At 70.6% G+C, this 20987-nt stretch carries 16 protein-coding genes; 5 read left to right on the forward strand and 11 right to left on the reverse strand.

What is annotated here, in order from left to right:
- Positions 1-183: 183 nt before the first annotated feature.
- A complete protein-coding gene (locus ABD466_RS32875; protein ID WP_344661123.1) occupies positions 184-2988 on the forward strand; it encodes a helix-turn-helix transcriptional regulator in 2805 nt (934 codons plus the stop codon).
- Here ABD466_RS32875 and ABD466_RS32880 read toward each other — a convergent pair.
- The 8 genes from ABD466_RS32880 to ABD466_RS32915 all read right to left on the reverse strand — a co-directional run bounded on the left by ABD466_RS32880 (position 2942) and on the right by ABD466_RS32915 (position 8653).
- Positions 2942-3217, reverse strand: a complete 276-nt coding sequence (locus ABD466_RS32880; RefSeq protein ID WP_344661124.1) for a WhiB family transcriptional regulator — start codon at positions 3215-3217, stop codon at positions 2942-2944. The genes ABD466_RS32875 and ABD466_RS32880 overlap by 47 nt on opposite strands.
- Positions 3218-3236: 19 nt before the next feature.
- Entirely contained in the window at positions 3237-3923 is a 687-nt protein-coding gene (locus tag ABD466_RS32885) for a DUF1275 family protein (RefSeq protein ID WP_344661125.1), read from the reverse strand.
- 21 nt (positions 3924-3944) lie between these two features.
- Positions 3945-4562 (reverse strand): NAD(P)H:quinone oxidoreductase, encoded by a 618-nt coding sequence (gene wrbA / locus ABD466_RS32890; protein WP_344661126.1) that lies wholly within the window; start codon positions 4560-4562, stop codon positions 3945-3947.
- 92 nt (positions 4563-4654) lie between these two features.
- A complete protein-coding gene (locus ABD466_RS32895; RefSeq protein WP_344661127.1) occupies positions 4655-5530 on the reverse strand; it encodes an alpha/beta fold hydrolase in 876 nt (291 codons plus the stop codon).
- Positions 5531-5548: 18 nt separating this feature from the next.
- Entirely contained in the window at positions 5549-6028 is a 480-nt protein-coding gene (locus ABD466_RS32900; protein ID WP_344661128.1) for a cupin domain-containing protein, read from the reverse strand.
- Positions 6025-7035: an alpha/beta fold hydrolase gene (locus tag ABD466_RS32905; RefSeq protein WP_344661129.1), complete on the reverse strand. Its 1011-nt coding sequence runs from the start codon at positions 7033-7035 to the stop codon at positions 6025-6027. Before ABD466_RS32905 ends, ABD466_RS32900 begins: the two co-directional genes overlap by 4 nt.
- 29 nt (positions 7036-7064) lie before the next feature.
- On the reverse strand, positions 7065-7853 hold the full coding sequence (locus tag ABD466_RS32910; protein WP_344661130.1) for an SDR family NAD(P)-dependent oxidoreductase: 789 nt from the start codon (positions 7851-7853) through the stop codon (positions 7065-7067).
- A 2-nt stretch (positions 7854-7855) separates the two neighbouring features.
- Complete coding sequence (locus tag ABD466_RS32915; RefSeq protein WP_344661131.1) at positions 7856-8653, reverse strand: alpha/beta hydrolase; 798 nt, start codon at positions 8651-8653, stop codon at positions 7856-7858.
- Positions 8654-8829: 176 nt separating this feature from the next.
- On the opposite strand from ABD466_RS32915, the gene ABD466_RS32920 reads away from it, so the two are divergent.
- Together ABD466_RS32920 and ABD466_RS32925 are read left to right on the forward strand one after the other, a co-directional pair.
- Positions 8830-11661 (forward strand): ATP-binding protein, encoded by a 2832-nt coding sequence (locus ABD466_RS32920; RefSeq protein WP_344661132.1) that lies wholly within the window; start codon positions 8830-8832, stop codon positions 11659-11661.
- A 40-nt stretch (positions 11662-11701) separates the two neighbouring features.
- Positions 11702-14587 carry a helix-turn-helix transcriptional regulator gene (locus tag ABD466_RS32925; protein ID WP_425558808.1) on the forward strand — a complete coding sequence of 962 codons (2886 nt, stop codon included), beginning with the start codon at positions 11702-11704 and terminating at the stop codon, positions 14585-14587.
- Positions 14588-14637: 50 nt separating this feature from the next.
- Here ABD466_RS32925 and ABD466_RS32930 read toward each other — a convergent pair whose 3' ends face one another.
- The 3 genes from ABD466_RS32930 to ABD466_RS32940 are packed head-to-tail and all read right to left on the reverse strand — an operon-like array spanning position 14638 to position 18168.
- Positions 14638-15726, reverse strand: coding sequence for an MBL fold metallo-hydrolase (locus tag ABD466_RS32930; protein ID WP_344661133.1), 1089 nt, complete (start codon positions 15724-15726; stop codon positions 14638-14640).
- Complete coding sequence (locus ABD466_RS32935; RefSeq protein WP_344661134.1) at positions 15723-16238, reverse strand: DoxX family protein; 516 nt, start codon at positions 16236-16238, stop codon at positions 15723-15725. The genes ABD466_RS32930 and ABD466_RS32935 overlap by 4 nt, the downstream gene beginning before the upstream one ends.
- Positions 16239-16278: 40 nt before the next feature.
- The gene (locus tag ABD466_RS32940) at positions 16279-18168 is read right to left on the reverse strand and encodes an amidohydrolase (RefSeq protein WP_344661135.1); all 1890 of its coding nucleotides are present in this window, start codon (positions 18166-18168) and stop codon (positions 16279-16281) included.
- A 213-nt stretch (positions 18169-18381) separates the two neighbouring features.
- Here ABD466_RS32940 and ABD466_RS32945 point away from each other — a divergent pair, with 213 nt between their 5' ends.
- Positions 18382-20025, forward strand: a complete 1644-nt coding sequence (locus ABD466_RS32945) for an MFS transporter (RefSeq protein ID WP_344661136.1) — start codon at positions 18382-18384, stop codon at positions 20023-20025.
- The gene (locus ABD466_RS32950; RefSeq protein WP_344661137.1) at positions 20022-20921 is read left to right on the forward strand and encodes an alpha/beta fold hydrolase; all 900 of its coding nucleotides are present in this window, start codon (positions 20022-20024) and stop codon (positions 20919-20921) included. The genes ABD466_RS32945 and ABD466_RS32950 overlap by 4 nt, the downstream gene beginning before the upstream one ends.
- Positions 20922-20987: the final 66 nt, after the last annotated feature.

Below are 20987 nucleotides of genomic sequence, written 5' to 3' on the forward strand. Positions count from 1 at the left end.
CCTGTTCGCACCGGGGAAACACCCCAGGGAACAACCGATGCTGCGCCTGCGCGAGGTGATATCGATCATCCCGCCGGCAGCTCGATGAGACGCTGCGGCCCGGTCAGCCGTAGCCGTCTGAACGCCCGGACTAGGGTCCGACCCTAGGGCGCTTCAAGGGTTCTCATTGGTTCGCTGGAGGGGATGGCTGAGCACATTCCGGCCGGAGCCCCATCCCGCCGGGTTCCCCTCACCGGCCGGCACGAAGAACTGCGGGTGTTGACTGATCTGTCGGCCGGTGTCCGCGACGGCAGGAGCACGGCGCTGGTGCTGGTCGGCGAGACCGGCATCGGCAAGACCAGGCTGCTGGACCACCTGGCCGAGATGGAGACCGGCCTGCGCGTCGTCCGCGCCGCGGGGGTCGAGTCCGAGGCACGCCTGGGCTTCGCGGCCCTGCACGGCTTGCTGCGTCCGTTCCTGGACGAGCTCGGTACGCTGCCGGCTCCGCAACGCGAGGCCCTCGCCTCGACGTTCGGAATGCGCGCCGGCCCGCCGGCCGACCGCCACCTCGTCGGCATGGCGGCTCTGACGCTGCTGTCCGGCGCGGCCTCGTCGCGGCCGCTGCTGTGCCTGGTCGACGACGCACACTGGCTCGACCGCGAGTCCCGTGACGCGCTGGCGTTCGTCGGCCGCCGCCTCGGCGCCGACGCGATCGGCCTGGTCCTCGCCGACCGCGACGACCAGCCGGGACCGTGGGCCTTCGAAGGGTTCACCGTGCTGCCGGTCGGCGGCCTGAGCGACGCCGACGCGCACGAACTGCTGGGGCGGAACGTCGCCGGACGGCTGGATCCGGGCGTGGCGGCGCGCATCGTCGCCGATACCGGCGGCAACCCACTGGCGCTGATCGAGAGCGCGGACGCGCTCAGCCCGGCCCACCTCGCCGGGACCGCGCCGCTGCTTGAGCCGCTCCCGGTGGGAACCAGCCTGGAACACTACTTCGGCCGGGTGATCCAAGGGCTTCCCGACGATACCCGGACCTTCCTTGTCCTGTTGTCGACCGCACCGCCGCAGGACACGGTGCTCCTGTGGCGCGCCGCGGGTGACCTCGGCGTGCCCGCCGACGCCACCGACGCGGCGATATCAGCGGGCGTCATCACCCGTGGCCGGCATGTCGAGTTCCGCCATCCGCTGATCCGGTCGGCCGTATACCGCGGGGCCGGCGCCGCCGAACGCCGTCGTGTCCACGCGGCGCTCGCCGCGGCCAGCGATCCGGTCCGCAGCCCCAAACTCCGGGCCTGGCACCGCGCCGAGGCGACGATCGGGCTCGACGACGAGGTGGCCGGTGAACTCGATGCGGCCTCGGAGCTGGCGCGTGTCCGGGGCGGCTACGCCGAGCGGGCCGCGCTGCTGGCCAAGGCGGCGCAGCTGTCGGTCACCGGCCGGGCGCTCCGGCTCGTGGAGGCTGCCCGTGCCCATCTGCTGCTCGGGGACTCGGCCACCACGCAGGCCCTGCTCGAGCAGGCCGAACCGTTTCTGGCCGCGGGCGATCCGGTGCTGCGGGCCCGGGCGCTGCACACCGGGGCGACGACCGACATCTACTTCGAACGGATGACCGGCGTCCTGGTGCGGCTGCTGGCCGCCGCCGAGATCGTCGCCGACGCCGATCCCGCCCTGGCCCGGTCGATCCTGATGGAAGCGCTTCTCGCGGCGCTGTGCGGCGAGCACGATCCGGTCGCGCCGAAGAGGTTCAGCGCGGCGGTCCTGTCCTCGCCGGCCGTGCGGTCTGCCGAGTCGACCAGCGCCGATCTCCTGCTTCGGGGGTTCGCGCTGCGCATGGACGGCGACTACCCGCAGGCGGTGCCGGTGCTCCGGGAGGCGCTGGCGGCGACGGGCCGGAGCCGCGACGTGATCGAACAGGGCGTACGCCCGGCGACACTGGCCTTTTACGCCGCCGAGGAGATCTGGGACGACGTCGGCGGGCACGAGGCGGCCCTGCTCGCCGAGGCGCACGAGCGCCGCATCGGCGCGTGGGGCGCGCTGCGGTTCACGCTGGTGGCCCGCTCTTCGTGGGAGCTGCGGGCCGGCCGGTTCGCCGCGGCCACGGCCTGCCTGGACGAGGCCGAGAACCTGGCGGCCGTCATCGGTCAGCGCTCGCCCGGCTCGGCCTACCGGGTCGAGCTCATGGCGTGGAGCGGCCAAGAGGCGCAGGCCCGGGCTGCCGCGGACGAGCTGGTCCGCGACCTGGTGACACGCCATGCGCACGGCGGACTCGGAGACTGGGCGCGGCACTGCCTGACCGTGCTGGAGATCAGCCTTGGGCGCTACGCCGAAGCCGTGGCCTGTGCGCGCGTGGCCTTCGACAACGACAACGCGGGGGCGGTGCCGCGGGTGCTGCCGGACCTCGTCGAGGCCGCTGTGCGCAGCGGCGACCACCGCACGGCGAAGGACGCCCTGCGACGGTTGGAGGAGCGGGCACCGCTGGCCGGCACGCCCTGGGCGCTGGGGCTGCTGGCCCGCAGCAGGGCCCTGATGGCCGACGACGACCACGCCGAGGCCTTCTTCGCGGAATCCGTGCTCCTGCTCGGCCGTACGCGGGTGCGGACGGAGCTGGCGCGGACCCACCTGCTTCGGGGCGAGTGGCTGCGTCGGCGCAGGCGCCGCGCCGACGCCCGGGCCGAGTTGCGGACCGCGTACGAGATGTTCGTGGAGATGGGCGCGGCGGTCTTCGCCGAACGCGCCCGGGTCGAGCTGCTGGCCACCGGCGAGCACGCCAGGAAGCGGGCTGAGCAGACCGAGCATGATCTGACACCGCAGGAACGGCGGATCGCGAGACTGGCGGCCGAGGGGGCGACGAACGCCGAGATCGCGACGCGCTTGTTCATCACCCAGTCGACCGTCGAGTACCACCTCAACAAGGTGTTCCGGAAGTTGGACGTCACGTCTCGGCGGCAGTTGCGGTCTGTCATGAGCGAGACCGCTGTCGCTGAGCCTCACGCTCGCGGCCGGTGACACCTCCCCAGACTCCGTGCTGCTCGCCGGATTCCACTGCGAACCGGGCGCACTCGTCGCGGACGACGCAGCCCTCACAGATTTCGCGAGCCGACCTCTCCCGTTCCGCTCGCGCCGCTCCCCGCTCCCCTTGCGGGGAGAAGAACCGGTCGCTTGCCAGGCCACGACAGGCTGCGGACGCCTGCCACTCCCATAGCGCGGCGATCGGCCGCACCCTTGCCGGCTTCATGTGATTGAACCTCCCTTTCTCAACGCCATGTGGTCGCCGACGTACGGCGAGCCAGGACAAGCGAGGATGACGCCAGGGCCATGAGAAGTGCGGCGGCCGCCCACAGCGGTGCGGACACCGTCGCCCAGCGCAGAAGCGCGCCGCCGCCCGCGGCACCGGCGAACATGGCCACGACGCCGGCGATGCGGCGCAGCCGTACCTCGGGGGCCATCGTGTCGGCGAACAAGCCTGTCACCGTCAAGGTGAGGACCGTGGTGGTCAGGTCGGGGACGGCCAGCCGTCGAACGATCGCGTTCTGGATGCCCATGGCGACGGCGAGCAGAGCGATCAGGGCCAAACGGACCGGGGTGTCTCCCACAGCCGCCACGGTCGCGACGAACGCGGCCGCGGTCATGAGGACGACCTGAGCGATGACGGCCTCGGCGAGCAGGCGGCCCCGGTGCGGCTTGCGTGTCAGTCCCCATCGCCCGCCGAACGCCGCACCGATGGCGAACGCCGCCACCGCGAGCAGCGTCGCGGGCCAGGAGATGCCGCCGATGCCACCCGTGCCGGTGAGGGCGAAGCCTGCGAAGAGCACGTTGCCGGTCATGTTGGCGACGAAGACGTGGCCGAGGACCAGATAGCTGAAGGCGTCGACCAGTCCTGTCATCACGGTCAGGCTGAGCAGCAGAACGGGCAGCGGACCGTGGTCGCGGGTCTCATTCATCAGTGCTCCAAGTCCCGACAGTCAGCTGTAGCGGCCGCGCCGGAGCGCTTCGGCGATCTGGACGGCGCGGCGGGTCTGGAACTCGACGGCGGCCAGCTCCGTCGCGCCGGGCGGGACCGCACCGTTGTTCGAGATGTGGCTGGCGCCGTACGGATTGCCCGCCTGGAACTGGATCGGGTCGGCGTAGCCGGGCGGGACGATGACGCAGCCCCAGTGGTAGAAGGTGTTGTTCATCGCGAGGATGGTGGACTCCTGGCCGCCGTGCGCGGTGGCGGTGGACGTGAACGAGGAGCCGACCTTGTCGACGAGTCGGCCCTGGCCCCAGAGCGGTCCCGTGGTGTCGATGAACTGCTTGAGCTGCGCGGCCGGCAGTCCGAACCGGGTCGGCGAGCCCAACAGGATCACATCGGCCCACTCCAGATCGCCCAGAGCGGCTTCGCCGATGTGCTGGGTGGTCGCGACATGGTCGGACCAGCCCTGGTTGGTGGCGATCGCCTCCTCGGGCGCCAGTTCGCGGACCTTGCGCAGCCGTACGTGGGCGCCGGCCTTCTCGGCCTCGGTAGCCGCGGCCTTGGCCAGCTGGAAGACGCTGCCGGTGGCCGAGTAGTAGATGACGGCGACGTTGACGGGTGTTTCCATGAACTGCGGTCCTTTCGATGGGTGACGGATCATGGCGCGGGGTCGCGTCGCCGATCGGCGACGCGACCCCGCCGTGGTGCCGGTCGAACACGTCAGCCGGTCGCGTCAGCCGCCGCGACGATGAGGTCCTCGGTCTTGTCGGGGTGGGACACCATGACCGCGTGGGAGGCGTTCGGGATGACGACCGTGTGCGCATCGGCGCGCTCGGCCATGAACTTCTCGGTCGCGGCCGGGATCGCCTGATCCGCCCCGGCGACCAGGTACCAGGACGGCACGGTCTTCCAGGCCGGAACGCCGCTGGCGCCCTGGAGGGCGGCCAGCGCCACCGGGCGCTGTTCGGCCGCCATCAGATCGGCGGTGGGCGCCGGAACGTCCGCGGCGAAGACCTCGCGGAACTTGGTCTGGTCAACGTAGCCGTCCGCGCCGCCGCCGCCGGTGACGGCGTACGGCCGGACGACCAGCGCCGCGCCGAGCTGGCTGCCGGGGTTCAGCCCGGTCAGCCCGAGCGCGCTCTCGCCTTGGTCCGGAGCGAACGCGGCGATGTAGACCAGGGCTTTGACGTTCGCGTGCCCGACGGCCGCGTTGGTGATGACCGCGCCGCCATAGGAGTGCCCGACCAGGATCACCGGTCCGGGGATGGTGCTCAGGATGCTGGAGACGTAGGCCGAGTCGCTGTCCAGTCCGCGCAGCGGGTTGGCCGCCGCGATGACCGGGTAGCCGTCGCGCTCCAGGCGGGCGATGACGCCGTTCCAGCTGGAGGAGTCGGCGAACGCGCCGTGGACGAGGACGACCGTGGGCTTGGGGCCGTGTCGCGTCGCCGCGGCGGCGGCCGGATGGGGGTCCGGTGCGGCCGAAGCCGAGGCGACGGCCGGGGCGACGAGGGCCGCGACGGCGAGGACGGCCGGTATCGCGACCCGCTTACGGGCCCAGCGGCCCGGGTGCGCCGCGGATGGCGGGTTTTCGAGCATGGTGGAGCCTTTCTCGGGTCAGGCGGTCGGCGGCGGGCCGGCGACGCGCAGGTGGAAGGGTTCTGCGGAGGCGACGATGCTCCCGATGTCGAAGGCGGCGGGCACCTCGTCGAGCGGCGTGGCGGGGGTGCCGTTGGCGCTGAACCACTCCTCGATGCAGGACGGCGCGAAGGCGACGGCCAGCCGGGCGGTCTCCGAGCGGACGAGGTAGCTGTGCGGAACCCCGCGCGGCCCGTGGGCGATCTGGCCGGCGTGCAGATCGAGGCGCTTGTCGGCGACGAAGAAGGAGACCTCGCCGTCCAGGACGATCCAGACCTCGTCCTCGTCCTCGTGGACGTGGCTGGGGGGCGCGTGGCCGGCCGTGTCCAGGAACTCCATGACGCTCAGCGCGCCGTTGGTCGTGCTGCCGGGGACGAGGATCCGGCTTCGGCCGCCCAGGAACCAGAAGGGTTCGGAGTCGCTTTGCGGAGCCGTGTCTTTGGGGAAGGGCGGAATCATTTGTTTCCCTTCAGGAAGGTGAGAAGGATGTGGGCCATCTCTGCGGGGCGTTCTTCGTACATCCAGTGGCCGCAGTTCGGGACGACGACGCCGGTGACGTCGGTCGCGTACTGGCTGACCTGGTCGGGCACGAAGCTGCCGAGGCTGCCGGAGGCTCCGATCGCGAGCACCGGCATGGTGAGCTTGGTCTTCTGGTACTCGGCGTCGTTCGCCATGTCCTGCGGCAGGGTCCGGAACCACTGGAAGCTCGCCTCCAGGTGCGCGGGGTCCTTCAGGTAGCCGGCGAACACCGCGACGTCGTCCGGTGTGACGGCGCCCTTGACGACTTCGAGGTCGTCGATGAACTTGTCCACCCACAGCGATTCCCGCCCCGTGATGAGGTTCTCGGGGAGGTTGTTGGTGAGGGCGAAGAACCCGAAGTGCCAGGCGCCCGGGCCGTCGGCGGTGAGCGAAGGGAAGGAGTAGATGCTCGAGTCGGGGATCGGTGCCTCGCTGAGCACCAGCTTGGTGACGTCCCGCGGATAGGCGGCCGCGTAGGAGTAGGCCACCATCGTGCCGATGTCGTGGCCGACCAGCCGGATGTCCTTGTCGTGCCCGATCTCGGCGAGCAGCCCGTGGATGTCGGCCGCGAGGTCCTTCTTGTCGTAGCCGGTGGCCGGGGCGTCGCTGCGGCCCGCGCCGGGCAGGTCGGGCGCGATGACGGTGTAGTGCTGGGCGAGCGTCGGGAGGATGTCGCGCCACTCGTACCAGGTCTGCGGGTATCCGTGCAACAGGACGAGGGTCGGGCCGTGGCCGCCGATCACGTAGTCGATGCCGATCCCGCCGACCGCGACCTTGTGTTCGCTGAACCCGGACGGCAGCTGTTCGGCGGCCGAAGCGGCAGCGGATGACGTCGTCGCGGCCTGCGCGGTCCCGGTCGTGATCGTGCTGGCCGCGAGCCCGAACGCCGAGGCCACGGCGAGGCCGAGCATCACGCCCGGCCGGAAAACGGCATGAAGGTGCTTCACAAGCGTCTCCAGGTGTTGAGGGATGTGCCTTACAGGGTGCTGACCAGGCCGCCGTCGATGACGACGTCGGACCCGGTGATGTTGGCGGCTCGATCGCTCGCCAAGTACAAGACGAGGTCGGCGACCTCCTCGGGACGGGTGAACCGGCCGGTGACGGCGTCACCGGCGGCTCGCTGCGCGATGTCCCGGGCGGTGGCGCCGGTGGCTCGCGCGACGGTCGCCGCCACGCCCTCGTCGGCCAGCCACAGACCGGTGCTGACCGGTCCGGGGCTGACGGTGTTGACGCGGACACCGTGCGGGCCGACCTGCTTGGACAACGACTTGCAGAAGTTGGACAGCGCGGCCTTGGCGGCGCTGTAGTCGATGACGAGCGGGTCGGGCAGGAAGGCGTTGACGGAGCTGACGGTGACGACGGCCCCCGTGCCCCGCTCCATCAGGTGCGGTAGCGCGGCCCGGGTGGTGCGCACGGCGGCCAGGAAGTTGACCGCCAGCGTCGCGGACCAGTCGTCGTCGGTCACGGCCAGGAAGCCGTCGACCCGCGGCCGGACGGCCCCGACGTTGTTGACCAGGATGTCCAGGCCGCCGAAGGCGAGGACGGTGGCCGCGATCAGTTCGGCTGGACCGTCCGGCGCGGTCAGGTCCACCTCGACCGCGAGGACCTCGCCCTCGTCGGCGAGCGCCTTCACTTCAGGGGTGACTTCCCGCGCCCCGGCCACCACCCGCGCGCCTTCCGCGACGAAGGCGCGGGCGACGGCCAGTCCGATGCCACGACTCGCACCGGTGACGACCGCGGTCTTGCCTGTCAGGTGCATGTCCATGGTCACAGGCTCTGCTGCCGCAGCCAGTTCAGAGCCGTGTCGGCCACCTCGCGCCAACCGCTGTCGATGGTCAGCGAGTGCCCGCGGTCGGGGAAGTCGGTGATGTCGGTGACCGCTTCGGAATGCCGGTACTGCTTGAGCGTCGCGCGGGTGACCGCCTCCGGGACGGTGTGGTCCTTGCCGCCGGTCATGAGGAGCAGCGGCCCGCGCGAGGCGTTGGCGGTGTCGACCTTGGCCGGCGAGTGCGGGTTGAAGTTGGCCGCGGCCGCCTCGAACAGCGGCTTGCCCGGGGCGGGGATCGTCCAGCGCTCGTACAGCGCGTCGGATTCCTCAGCGGTCAGCGCGTTGCCGAAGGCGAAGCGGAACTGCTCGGCGGTCAGCGACACGGCACGGTGCTTGTTCGCCGGGTTCTTGAAGACCGGCAAGGTGGCGCGCAGCGCCGACAGCGGCAGCGGGAGCACGCCCTTGATCTGGGCGGCGTCGATCGCGACCGCCGCGGCGGCCAGGTTCTGGCCCAGCAGCTTCTGCGCGATCATGCCGCCGAAGGAGTGCCCGATCAGGATGGGCGGGGCCGGCAGTTCCCTGATGATCGCGGCGTAGTGCTCGACGACGTCGTCGATGCCGTGGTCGGCGATGCTCTCGGGGTTGGCGCGAGCCTCCTCGACGGTGTCGGGGTCGCCGGGCCAGCCCGGTGCGGACGGGGCGTAGCCCTCGCGCCCGAACAGGTCGATCCAAGGTTCCCAGGACGTGGCGTGCAGCCACAGTCCGTGAATGAAGATGACGGGGATCGGTGATGTCATGGCGACCTCTCGATGCGGCTGGCCGGGAGTGGACTGTCGGTGCCGGATCAGCAGAACACGCAGGTGGAAGCCTTCGAACCGGGGAAAGACCCCAGTCCTCCGGGGCCCGTTCCCACCAGCGGAGGCACTGGGGTGCGCGACCAGCCCCAACTGCCGGCCGGGGCTTGGACAACCGCATGATCGACTATGCTTGTGCACTCGGCGACGTGCGCCGGCCTAACCTCACAGGGGGCTTTGTGGCACTGGTCGGTCGGGCAGTGGAGACGAGGCGACTCAGGGGCCTCATCACGAACGCCCCTGAGCGCGGAGCCGCTCTCGTGCTGCGGGGCGAAGCGGGTGTCGGGAAGTCCGCTCTGCTCGACTACGCGGCCGGTCGCGCCACATCATCCGAAATGCGGGTCCTGACGACCTCGGGCGTACAGACCGAGACGCACCTCCCCTACGCCGGCCTGCAGCAGCTGCTTTATCCGATCCGAGACAGAACCGTCCTGATCCCCGACCGGCAGCGCGCCGCGTTGGAGGCGGCACTCGGCGGCGCGGGCCCGGCCGCCCCGGACGTCTTCCTGGTCGGGTTGGCCGTGCTGAACCTGATCGCCGAGGCCGCCGCGAAGACACCGGTCCTCGTGGTCGTGGAGGACTCGCACTGGCTGGACATCTCCACCTCGCACGTCCTGGCCTTCGTCGCCCGCCGGCTGGAGTCGGAGCCGATCATCCTGCTGGCCGCCGCGCGCGAGGGATTCTCCTCACTGTTGGTCGACGCCGAACTGCCCGAGCTGATCCTGTCGCCACTGGCCCCCGATGCGGCGGGAGCCCTGTTGGACGCCCATGCGCCCGGCCTGGATCCGGCGCTGCGCCGCCGGCTGCTGGCCGAGGCCGCCGGCAACCCGCTGGCCTTGACCGAACTCCCGCGCACCGCGGCCACGACGGCCGAGGGCGCTTCGGCCCCGGCACCCTGGATTCCCCTGACCGAGCGACTCGAGCGGGCGTTCACGATCCGCCTCTCCGGGCTCCCGGCACCGACTCGAATGCTGCTCCAGGTCGCGGCGCTCAACGACAGCTCCTCGCTGACCGAGACGATGGAAGCCCTGGCCCGCGTCGCCGACGGCGAAGCCGGCCCGGGTGACCTGACGCCGGCGATCGCCGCGAGACTGATCGACGTGGACCGGGGCGAGATCCGGTTCCGGCATCCGCTCATGCGCTCGGCGATCCACCAGAGCATGAGTCTGCCGGAGCGTTACGCGGCCCATGCCGCGTTGGCCGACGTCCTCGCCGACCAGGAGGACCGTCGCATCTGGCACCTGGCCGCGGCCACCGCGCTCCCCGACGAATCGGTCGCCGCCCAGCTCCACGCCGCCGCGGCACGTGCGGAGCACCGGGGCGCGATCGGAGCCGCTGTCATCGCGCTCGACCACGCCGCGCGGCTCAGTCAGGATCCCGGGTTACGGGCGGACCGCCTGCTGCGGGCCGCCGAACTCGCCGTCGAGCTGGGCGGCCGCGGGTTGGTGACGAGCCTTCTGGACGAAGCCTCGCGGTCGGACCTGACCGCGCAACAGTGGGCACGGGTGGTGTGGCTGCGCGGCGGATTCGACGAAGGCCTGCGGGGCCGGACCGCCGACACGGTGGCCCTGGCCGAACTCGCCGAGACGGTCGCGGCCGACGGCGATCGCGAACTGGCCGTCCGCATCCTGTGGAGCGCGGCCCAGCGCTGCTTCTGGACGGAACCGGGGATCGGCGCCCGGCAGCGCGTCGTCGACATCGCCGAGAGCCTGGCCTTGGACGAGCACGATCCGTGGCTGCTGGCCATCCTCGCCTACGCGGCCCCGATCGACCGCGGCGCGGTGGTGATCGAACGGCTGAACCGGATCGTGGCGACCCCCGGCCGGGACGCCAGGACGGACCGGATGTTGGGGACCGGAGCGCTCATGGTGGGCTCGTTCGACCTGGCCCAGCGGCTGTCCGCCGCCGCCGCGGCCGGCCTGCGGTCCCAGGGCCGGCTGGGACTGCTGGCCCGCGCGGTCGGGGCGGAGGCGTCCAGTGCCGCACAGCTCGGCGACCTGAGCGTGGCGATCCCCGCCGCCGAGGAGTCCAGCCGGCTGGCGCGGGAGACGACCCAGCCGTACCTCTATGGTCTGATACGCGCGATCGAAGCGGCGATCGCGGCGCTGCGCGGAGATGGGGACCGGGTCCGGGTGCTGACGGCGGAGGCCGAACAGGCCGGGCTGTCGGTCGGAGCGCGGCCGGTCCTGGCCCGGACCCAGATGGCGCGCGGACTGGCGGCACTCGGCGCGGGCCGGTTCGATGAGGCGTATACCCAGCTGCGCCGCCTGCACGATCCCGCCGACCCGTGTTATCAAGTGGCACTGCGGTGCTTCGCGATCGCGGACCTGGTCGACGCGGCCGCCCACTGCGGCCAAGCCGCTGCGATCTCGGAGATCATGCAGGAGATGGAGTCCGCCGCGCTGAGGACGCCGTCACCCGTTCTGCACGCCGGCATCCGCTTCGCCCGCGCGCTCCTGGCCGACGACGACGAGGCCGAACAGCTTTACACGGCCGCGCTGAACGCCGATCTGGCAGGCTGGCCGTTCATCAGGGCACGTACACAGCTGGCGTACGGCGAATGGCTGCGCCGCCAGCGCCGGGCCGCCGATTCCCGGCCGCATTTGCGGGCCGCTCGGGAAACATTCGATGCTCTCGGCGTCATCGCGTGGAGCGATCGGGCCCGTCAAGAACTCAGAGCCTCCGGCGAGACGAGCCGGAGCCGCAACCTCGACGCGCGCGATCAGCTCACGCCGCAGGAACTCCAGATCGCGCAGATGGCCGCGGGCGGCCTGACCAATCGGGAGATCGGCCAGAAGCTGTATCTCTCGCACCGGACGATCAGCTCCCACCTGCACCGCATCTTCCCCAAACTGGGGGTCGCGTCGCGCTCCGAACTGGCCGCGACCCTTCACCTGGCCCCTGAGCTGGCCGAAGGCGATCAGCTCGACGGCGGTGCCACCGTCATGTGACGCTCGCGACGCCCGTTGCCGATCTTCTACCGTCACACATATGAGCGCCTCGGTTTCCTCTGCCCGCCAACGCGGTGTTCGCTCATACCGAGCGTCTGAGCCGTCGGAGCTTCTGGGCCGGGACGAGGAGTGCCGGACCATCGATGAGCTCCTCGAGCGTGTTCGTCAGGGCTTGAGCGGAGTCCTGGTGGTCTCCGGCGAGGCCGGCATCGGCAAGACCCGGCTCCTGAGGTACGCCGCCGAGGCCGCGGGTGACTTGCAGGTGGCGCGCGTCACCGGCGTCGAGACCGAGTCCCAACTCGGGTACGCCGCGCTGCACCGGCTGGTGCTCCCCTTCCTGGATCGCCTGGACCGGCTCCCCGACCCGCAGCGGGAGGCGCTCGGCTCGGCGTTCGGGCTGGTCGCGGCCTCACCGGCCGATCGTTTCCGGATCGGCCTGGCAACCCTCACCCTCCTGTCGGAAGTCGTGCGCGACGGACCACTGATGTGTTTCGTCGACGACGCGCAATGGTTGGACCGCGAATCCCTTGAGGCGTTGGCCTTCGTCGGTCGCCGACTCCACGCTGACGGCATCGGCCTGGTGTTCTGTGTGCGGGACGGAGGACCCGGTGCCTCACCGCTCGATGGACTGCCGGCGATCCGTCTCACCGGGCTGTCCGACGCCGATGCCACTCGTCTTCTCATCTCCCTGGCCGTCGCGCCGTCCGCGTCCGCCGCAGAAGATTCGCCCCGCGCATCCCGGCAGAGCACGAGCCGTCCCGCACCGAGTCCGGTCAGGCCACACAACGCCTCCGTGATCTCCCGGATCGTCGCCGATGCCGGCGGCAACCCGCTCGCACTGAGTGAGTTCGCCGCAGACCTGGCGCGCGGCGCTGTGGCCGCAGCCCCACTGCCTCTCGGCCCGAGGCTTGAAGCACACTTCCAACGTCAGGTGGACTCCCTGCCGCAGGAGACGAGGTCGCTTCTGCTCCTCCTGGCCGTCGCGCCCTCCGACGATCCGGTCGTCCTGTGGCTCGCGGCGGGATCCCTCGGATTGTCGGCACAGGCCCTGGACGCGGCCGTCGCGGGCGGAATCGTCACCACGCATCCCCACCCCGCCTTCCGCCACCCGCTCATCCGCTCGGCGGTGCATTCCGGAGCCGCGCCGGGGGAACTACGGCGTGTTCACCAGGCTCTCGCCGGCGCGACCGACCGCGAATCGGCACCCGACCGACGGGCGTGGCACCTGGCCGAGGCGGTCATCGGCCTCGACGAAGAAGTCGCCGGGGAACTGGCACGGGTGGCGGAGCGTGCGAGGGTCCGCGGCGGCTATGCCGCGCAGGCGACCTTCCTGGTCCGGGCGGCCGAGCTGACCCCCGTTCCGCACACCCGCGCCGAGCGGTACTTCATCGCCGCACAGGCCCATCTCGTCATCGGCGACAGCGCCATGGCCCGATCCGTGCTCGACCAAGCCGAGTCCGAGCCCGGCACCCCGACGGCGCGGGCCACGGCCCGACGGCTGCGTGCGGCGATCGAATGGCTTGACGGACGGGTCGCGACGGCGCCGGCGATCCTGATGGCCGCCGCGCAAGACGTCATCGACCACGACGAACCGCTGGCGCGCGACATGGTCTTCGAGGCGCTCTCCGCGGCGATGATGTCGCGGGAACACACCGTTGGCATGACGCTCGACGAACTAGCCCGCCGGGCACTCGCCATGCCCTGGGACCCGTCACGGCCCCCGACCGTCTCGGATCTGGTGATCGACGCCTACTGCACACGCCTCGCCGAAGGCTACGCGCCAGCGGTACCGAAGCTCCGGGCCGCAGTCGAAGCCCTGCGCACCAGCGATCTGGTGGACACCGGCATGCCGATCGCGCCCCTCGTCATGCTCGGCGCCGACGACCTCTGGGACGACGACGCCCACCGGGCCGTGAACGGACGTTTCATCGCGGTCAGTCGCGAACGAGGCGCCGTCCACTCTCTCGCCCTGGTGCTCCACGGCCTCGCCGCCTCCGAGATCTGGGCCGGTCGGTTCAGCGGCGCGGAATCCTGCTACGACGAATCGGACGACCTCTACGTGTCGGTTGCCAACATGCCGTTCGGCGCGTCACACCGCGTGGAACTGCGAGCATGGCAGGGCCGTGACACGGACCTGCGGGCCGGCGCGGACGTTGCGATCCACACGTGGGGAGAGCGACTCGGCTACGCGATGATGGCCTGCTACGCGCACTATTCGCTGACCATTTTGGAGCTGGGCGCCGGGCGGTATCCGGAGGCGCTGGCGTGGGCGCGCCTCGCATACGAGAGCGACATGCTGGGGCTGAGCAATCGGTTGCTCCCTGATGTGATCGAAGCCGCGGTCCGAGCCGGCGACCCGGTGCTGGCTTCGGCGGCGCTGGCCCGGCTGACCGAACGCGCGCCGCTCAGCGGGACACCGTGGGCGCTCGGCCTTCTCGCCCGTTCCAGGGCTTTGACGGCCGAGGACGACGAGGCCGAAGGACTCTACGAGGACGCCTTGAAGTATCTGAGGAGTACCAAGGTCGTCACCGATCTCGCCCGGGCGCACTTGCTTTACGGCGAGTGGCTACGCCGTCGTGAGCGTCGTGCCGACGCGCGAACACAGCTTCGGAAGGCCTACGAGATGTTCACCGACATGGGGGCGGCCGGCTTCGCCGAACGGGCCCGTCTCGAGCTCCTGGCCGCCGGCGAGCACGCCCGCAAGCGCAGTGCGGGGGCCGACTATGGTCTGACGCCGCAAGAGAAGCAGGTCGCCACTTTGGCCGCCGGTGGATCCATCAACACCGAGATCGCCTCTCGGCTGTTCATCACCACATCCACCGTCGAGTACCACTTGAACAAGGTGTTCCGGAAGCTCGACATCACCTCCCGCAGGCAGCTCGCCGACGTCCTCGGCGTCGCCGCGAAGGCGGCCGGACAGGCGTGAACCACGTGGGGCCCCAGCCGCACGGCTGAGGGCCCCATGGATCGGTTGGGTTATGGACGGGTGCTGAACGGACCGAGGATCCCGGCGTCTATCCGCAGCGATTCGAGCATCGCGAAGCAGTTGTCGGTGGTGAATACGTCAGCGGCGGCCAGCACACCGGTGTACTTCGCGACGACGGGCGCCGCGGCCTGCTCGGCGACGGCCTCGAGGTAGGTCTTGAAGATCGCCCAGGAGTTCCCCATTTGGCCGTACTTCTCGAAGTACGGCGTGGGGTCCAGGGACATCGCTGCCTTCGTGCTGGCTGTGAGGTCGGCGATGTACTGCTTCTGGACGTCACCGTCGGCGCGGACCCCGAGGCGGCCCAGGTGGCCGCCGACCAGCGTCTGCCACGGGTAGCCCATCGCGACGTCCTGGGCCTTGACCCAGGCCGGGATGTCCTGGGACACGGCCAGGTTCTTGAACGGCACCCAGCCGGGATACAGGACGTCCACGACCATCAGCGTCGCGTGGTCGGGCGCGTGGATGAAGATGTTGTCCGGCGAGTGGTTGGGGCCGTGGTAGGCCATTTGCAGGCGTTCGCCGCCGACATGCAGGTCGAAGTGGTCGTCGAAGGTGACGGTCGGGATCGGCCGGTTCGGGTCGGCGTCCCGGAGCAGCAGCCTGCGGGCTTCGCTGTGGGCGATGCGCACGACGTCCTTGCCGAACAGGTTCGCGGCGCCGATGTGGTCGGCGTGGCTGTGGCTGTAGACGAGGTGCGTCACCTTGGACGGCCGGCCGTTGGCCCGGGTGACGTCGGCGATGGCCCGGAGCAGGTTGTGCCCGATGGTCGGCGGCGCGTCGACGAGGACGACGCCCTCTCGCGTGCTCAGGAACATGGCCTGGTAGTAGGAGTCCGTCACCCAGTAGAGGTTCCCGTTGATGCGGCCGACGAAGTAGCCCTCTGCGTTGAGGGCGGGACCGGTCGCACCAGCGGGGACGGGGGCGAAGTCTGGGAGCTCCGTCGGCTCCGCAGCCTGGGCCGTACCGGGCAGTGTGCTGCCGACCAGCGCGGCTGCGGTGGGGATGGTCACCGCGGCGGTAGCGGTCTTGAGGAACGCGCGACGGTTCGCGGGAGCCGTCTGCGAGTATTGAGATGTCATGCTTCTGCCTTTCCGAGGAGGGTTGCCCGGGACGGGCGATGCAACGCGAGACGGGTGAAGACGCCTCCGGCGAGCCCGAGGGCGATGGCGGCGACGTCCACCCACGTCGGCCACGGCGTGCTGGTGACCGCCCGGTCGACGGACCATCGGCCCGATCCGGTGAGGGCCAGCACGGCCGAGGTGACGACTAGGTAGCCGGGGTACTCGTAGCCGTTGTTCTGGGCCCAGGGTCCGTTGGCCCATTTGACGGTCGTGGCGACGGTCATGACGCCGATCGCCGTCGCCGCCGCGAGCGGGGTCGCGGCCCCGGCCACGAACAGCAGACCCCCGACGATCTGGCCGCCGCCGGCGGTGAGCGCGGTCAGCACTCCGCCGCGGAAGCCGTCGTCGCGGAACTCCTGGATCCCGCCGGCCAGGCCCTCGCCGCCGAGGCGGAAGCTGACCTTCTGGATGCCGTGGCCGGCCAGCAGAAGGCCGGTGACGACTCTGAGCAGCAACAGTCCGACGTCCATCAGTGACCTCTCTCTCGGGTGTGTCGCGCGGTACGTCGCGTCATGAGAAGCAGGGGTCGGAGAAGCCGTCAACAGTCTCCGTGTCCGGAGTGAGTCCCTTGTCGATCCGCCACTTCCGGTGCAGCTCCGACTCGGCGGCGGCGTCCCGAAGCAGTTCTGCCTGGCGGATCCCGGAGCGGCTCGGACGGACGGACGCCTGGTAGCCGCCGAAATGGGCGATCGGGCTCCAGGCGGGTTCGACCGGCGGCGGCGCCGCGGCGAGCCCCTCGTACTCGCCGGTCGCGTAGACGATCCGGCCGCCGACGACCGTGACGGCCGCCTCGATGAAGGGGATGTCGGCCTCGTCGACCGTGAAGTAGTCGTCGCTGAGGATCGCCAGGTCTCCATAGAAGCCGGGGCTCAGCATGCCCTTCACATCCTGCTCGCCGGTCAGCTCGGCCCCGGCGCGGGTGTACATCGCCAGGGCGGTCTCCCGGTCGACGCGGTTCGCCGGGGAGCGCAGCAGGACGTCTCCGACGGTGCGCCCGGTGATCAGCCAGTGGAGAGCGACCCACGGGTTGTACGTGGAGACTCTCGTCGCGTCGGTGCCGGCCGCGACGGTCAAGCCGCGTTCCAGCATGGCTCCCAGCGGCGGCGCGCTGGCTGCGGCCGCCGCGCCATAGCGGTTCAGGAACGCCTCGCCCTGGTAGTTGAGACGGTGCTGGACACCGATCGAGCCCCCGAGCGCCGCGACGCGGTCCAGGCTGTCGGCTGACACGGTCTCGGCGTGGTCGAACATCCAGCGGCCCGCACCGGGGAACAGCCCTTCGGCGGCGAGCTTGTCGAAGACCGCCAGATCACGGCGGATCGTCTCGTCGTAGGTCGCGTGCAGCCGGAAACCCCAGCCGTTCTCGAGCAGCAGCCGCACGGCCTTCTCGAACTCGCCCTCGTAAGCGCCGAGCTCGGGCCGCGGCTGAGCGAAGTTCTCGAAATCGCCCGCGGCCCAGGTGAGATTCTCGCCGGCGCCGTTGAACCGCAGCCACTCGTCACCGTCGCCGGGCCGGACCAGGCCGGTCCAGCGGCGGATGTCCTCCACCTCCTGCCCCAGCGTCTGCGGAAACAGGTGGTAGCCGATCCGCATCGTCAGCTCGCCTTCGGCAGCGAGCTCCGTCACGGCGTGATAGTCGTCCGGGAAGTTCTGGAAGCCGCCGGCCGCATCGATGAACGACGTGAGCCCGAACCGGTTGAGCTCTCTGAGAAAGTGCCGTGTCGACGCCTTCTGCAGCGGCCGGTCGAGCATCGGCGCCTTGCCGATGGTGGCGTACAGGATCCCGGCGGCGGGCGCGGCCAGCAGCATGCCGGTCGGTTCGCCATCGTGGCCGCGGACGATCTGCGCACCGGGCGGATCGGGGGTGTCGCGGTCGATCCCGACCGCGCGCAGGGCGGCGCGGTTCAGGATCGCGAACTGGTACAGATGCGTCACCACGACCGGGGTGTCCGGGGCCGCGGCGTTCAGCTCGGCCGGCGTCGGCGCCCGATGCTCGGCGACACTCTCGGTGCTCCAGCCGCCGGCGACGCGTACCCACTGGCCCTCCGGAGTGCGGGCCGCCTGGTCTCGCAACATCCTGAGACCCACGGCGAGCGAGGGCACTCCGTCCCAGCGCAGTTCGAGGACATAGTGCAGGCCGCCCCTGATGATGTGGCAGTGCGAGTCGTTCAGACCGGGCACCACCCGCCGTCCCAAGGCGTCCAGGACGCGGGTTCCCGGACCGATGTGACCGGCGACGTCGGCGTCGTCGCCCACGACGCCGATGGTCCCGCCGGTGATCGTCAGCGCGCCGGCCGCCGGGCGGCGCGGGTCGCCGGTGAAGATCTTCGCGTTGCGGACGACCAGATCGGCCGGGTCGGTCGGGGACCCGGGTCTGAGACCCGCCACGGGCATCGAAGCCATCAGCACTCCTGTGTCAGTGACCTGCGTCGATAAGCAGTGCTTGCAGAACACCATCGCGCCCTGAGCCCTCGCACCGGGGAAAGACCCCAGTCCGGTGCTTCATCGGCCCGCTGACCCAGGACTGGGGTCGCACCCCGATGCCGGCGACCGCCTCGACGTGGTGTCCTGGCCTCCTGATCAGAACTCTCAGAAGGCCCCGAACAGGAGGACTCGATGGCAGACGGTGACGCCGCTCCCGCGGCCCGCCTCACGGCGTGGGCCCCGCTGACCAACCGGATCTTCCGCCTGCTGTGGATCGCGCAGTTCGGCTCCAACATCGGCACCTGGACCCAGACCGTGGGCGCACAGTGGCTGCTGGTCGGCCACGGCGCGGTACTCGTCACGCTCGTGCAGGTGGCCTCCGGCGTCCCGGTACTGCTGTTCGCACTGCCCGCGGGCGTGCTGGCCGATCTCGTCGACCGGCGCACGCTGTTGCTCACGGCGCAGATCGCCATGGCCTGCCTCGCCGGACTCCTCGCCGTGCTGGCGCTGGCCGGGCCTCTGCCGCCCGCGGCGCTGCTCGCGCTCACTTTCCTGCTCGGCTGCGGGGCCGCATTGTCAGCACCGGCATGGCAGGCGATCCAGCCGAGCCTGGTGCCCAGGGCACAGCTGGCTCAGGCATCGGCGCTCGGCGCGGTCAACATGAACACCGCACGGGCCATCGGCCCGGCGCTCGGCGGCGTCCTGGTGTCCCTGGCCGGTGCGGGCTGGACGTTCGCGCTGAACGCGGTGTCGTTCCTGGGGATCGCGTTGGTCCTGCTGCGGTGGCGGCCAGTGCGGTCGGCGCCTCGTGCCGAACAGGAACGAGAGAACGTCCGAACGGCCTTACGCGCCGGCGGCCGCTACGTGCGGCACAGCCCGAGGGCTCGCCGGGTCCTGGTCCGGGCGGCCTTGTTCACGCCCGGTACGGCGGCGCTGTGGGCGCTGCTGCCGATCGTCGCGTCCCAACGCCTCGGACTGGGGTCATCAGGGTACGGTCTCCTGCTCGGCTCTGTCGGGGCCGGCGCCCTCATCGGAGCCCTCCTGCTCCCCAAGGTCAGCAGATCGATGAGCGGAGACCAGCTGCTTGCCGGGTCCACAGCCGTGTTCGCCGTGGCCCTGATCGTCCTGGCGACGGCGCGCAGCACCGTCATCGTCGCCGCCCTGCTGGTCTTCTCCGGCTCCGCGTGGATCGGCGCTCTGTCGACGCTGAACGCGGCCATGCAGATCACGCTGCCCGCCTGGGTCCGGGCCCGCGGCCTGGCCTTCTACCTGATCGTGTTCCAAGGCGGCCAAGCCCTCGGTTCGCTGCTGTGGGGATTGGTGGCCGCGTGGACAAGCCTTCGCACCACGCTGTCCGGCGCCGCCGGACTTCTCCTGTTGAGCGCCGTCGTCATCTGGCATCGGCGGCGACGCGACGCCCACGCCTTCGATCCGTCGCCGACCGACGCGTGGCCCGGACCCGTGCTCACCCTCGAGCCGGCACCATCGGACGGACCGGTACTGGTCTTGGTGGACTACATGGTCGGCGAGGAAACCTCCGAGGCGTTCCGAGCAGCCATGCAGCACGTCGAACGTTCAAGGCGGCGGACCGGCGCGACGACATGGGGGCTCTACCAGGACGCCCAGCAGCCATCCCGCTTCCTGGAGACCTTCACCCTCGCCTCTTGGTCCGAACACCTGGCCCAGCATCATTCCCGCTACACCGGCCTCGATCGCGAGTTCGAAACCAGGGCTCGTGACCTCGTGACCGCACCCCCACGTATCACCCACGCGATCGCCCCCGGTCCGTTGGCATCACAGAGCCACGCGGCCCCGGCTCAGCAGAGGACATCATGACCGCAACCCGGACCTATGACATGGCCGACCACCGCGGCCGACGGCTCGTCCACGGCCGCCCGGAGGTGAACGGAGTCCAGATCCACTACGCCATCGGCGGATCCGGCGACCCCGTCATCCTCCTGCACGGCGTCCCGAAGACCATCTACTACTGGCACAAGGTGATCCCGCTGCTCACCCCGCACCACACCGTCATCGCGCTCGACTGCCGCGGCTTCGGCGACTCCGAACGCCCGGTCGGCGGATACGACACCCGGACGATGGCCGCCGACGTCGCAGCACTGGCCACCCACCTGGGATTCGAGCGATTCCGGATGGTCGGTGAGGACTGGGGCGCGTGCACCGCCTACGCCGTCGCGGCATTCCACCGACCACGCGTCGAGCAACTGGTGTTCCAGGAAACGCGCCTGGCCGGCCTGCCCGTCGACGCCGAACCCCCGGCCAGACCGGACGACCCCCGCTCAGGCTGGCACCGCACCTTCTTCAACCTCCCGCACTACCCGGAGATGCTGCTGGCCGGCAAGGAACGCGCCTTCTGGTCGTACTTCCTGAAACGCCAGATGTGGGATCCCAGCGCCCTGACCAACGACGACATCGACGAACTGACCCGCTGGGTCGAGCAACCCGGCGGAACCCACGCGATCCTCGAGCAGTACCGCGCCACCGACATCAACGCCGAGCAGAACCGCGACCAGTACACCGATCCGCTTACCTGTCCCGTCCTCGCAGTCGGCGGTCAGGTCTACTTCGGCGATGAGATGCGCCGGCAGATGATGCGTGTCGCCCGGAACGTCCGAGGGGTGGTCATCCCCGAATCCGGACACAACATCGCTCTAGAGAACCCGGTTGCGCTGGCGACGGCCTATCTCGACTTCTTCGCCACCGATTCGCTCTGAACGCCCAGCGCGAGAGACGCTGACACCAACGCCGACCTTCCGCCGGCTACTCAGCGGTCGTTCGCC

Source organism: Catenulispora subtropica (assembly GCF_039531675.1).
GTDB classification, from domain to species: Bacteria; Actinomycetota; Actinomycetes; order Streptomycetales; family Catenulisporaceae; genus Catenulispora; species Catenulispora subtropica.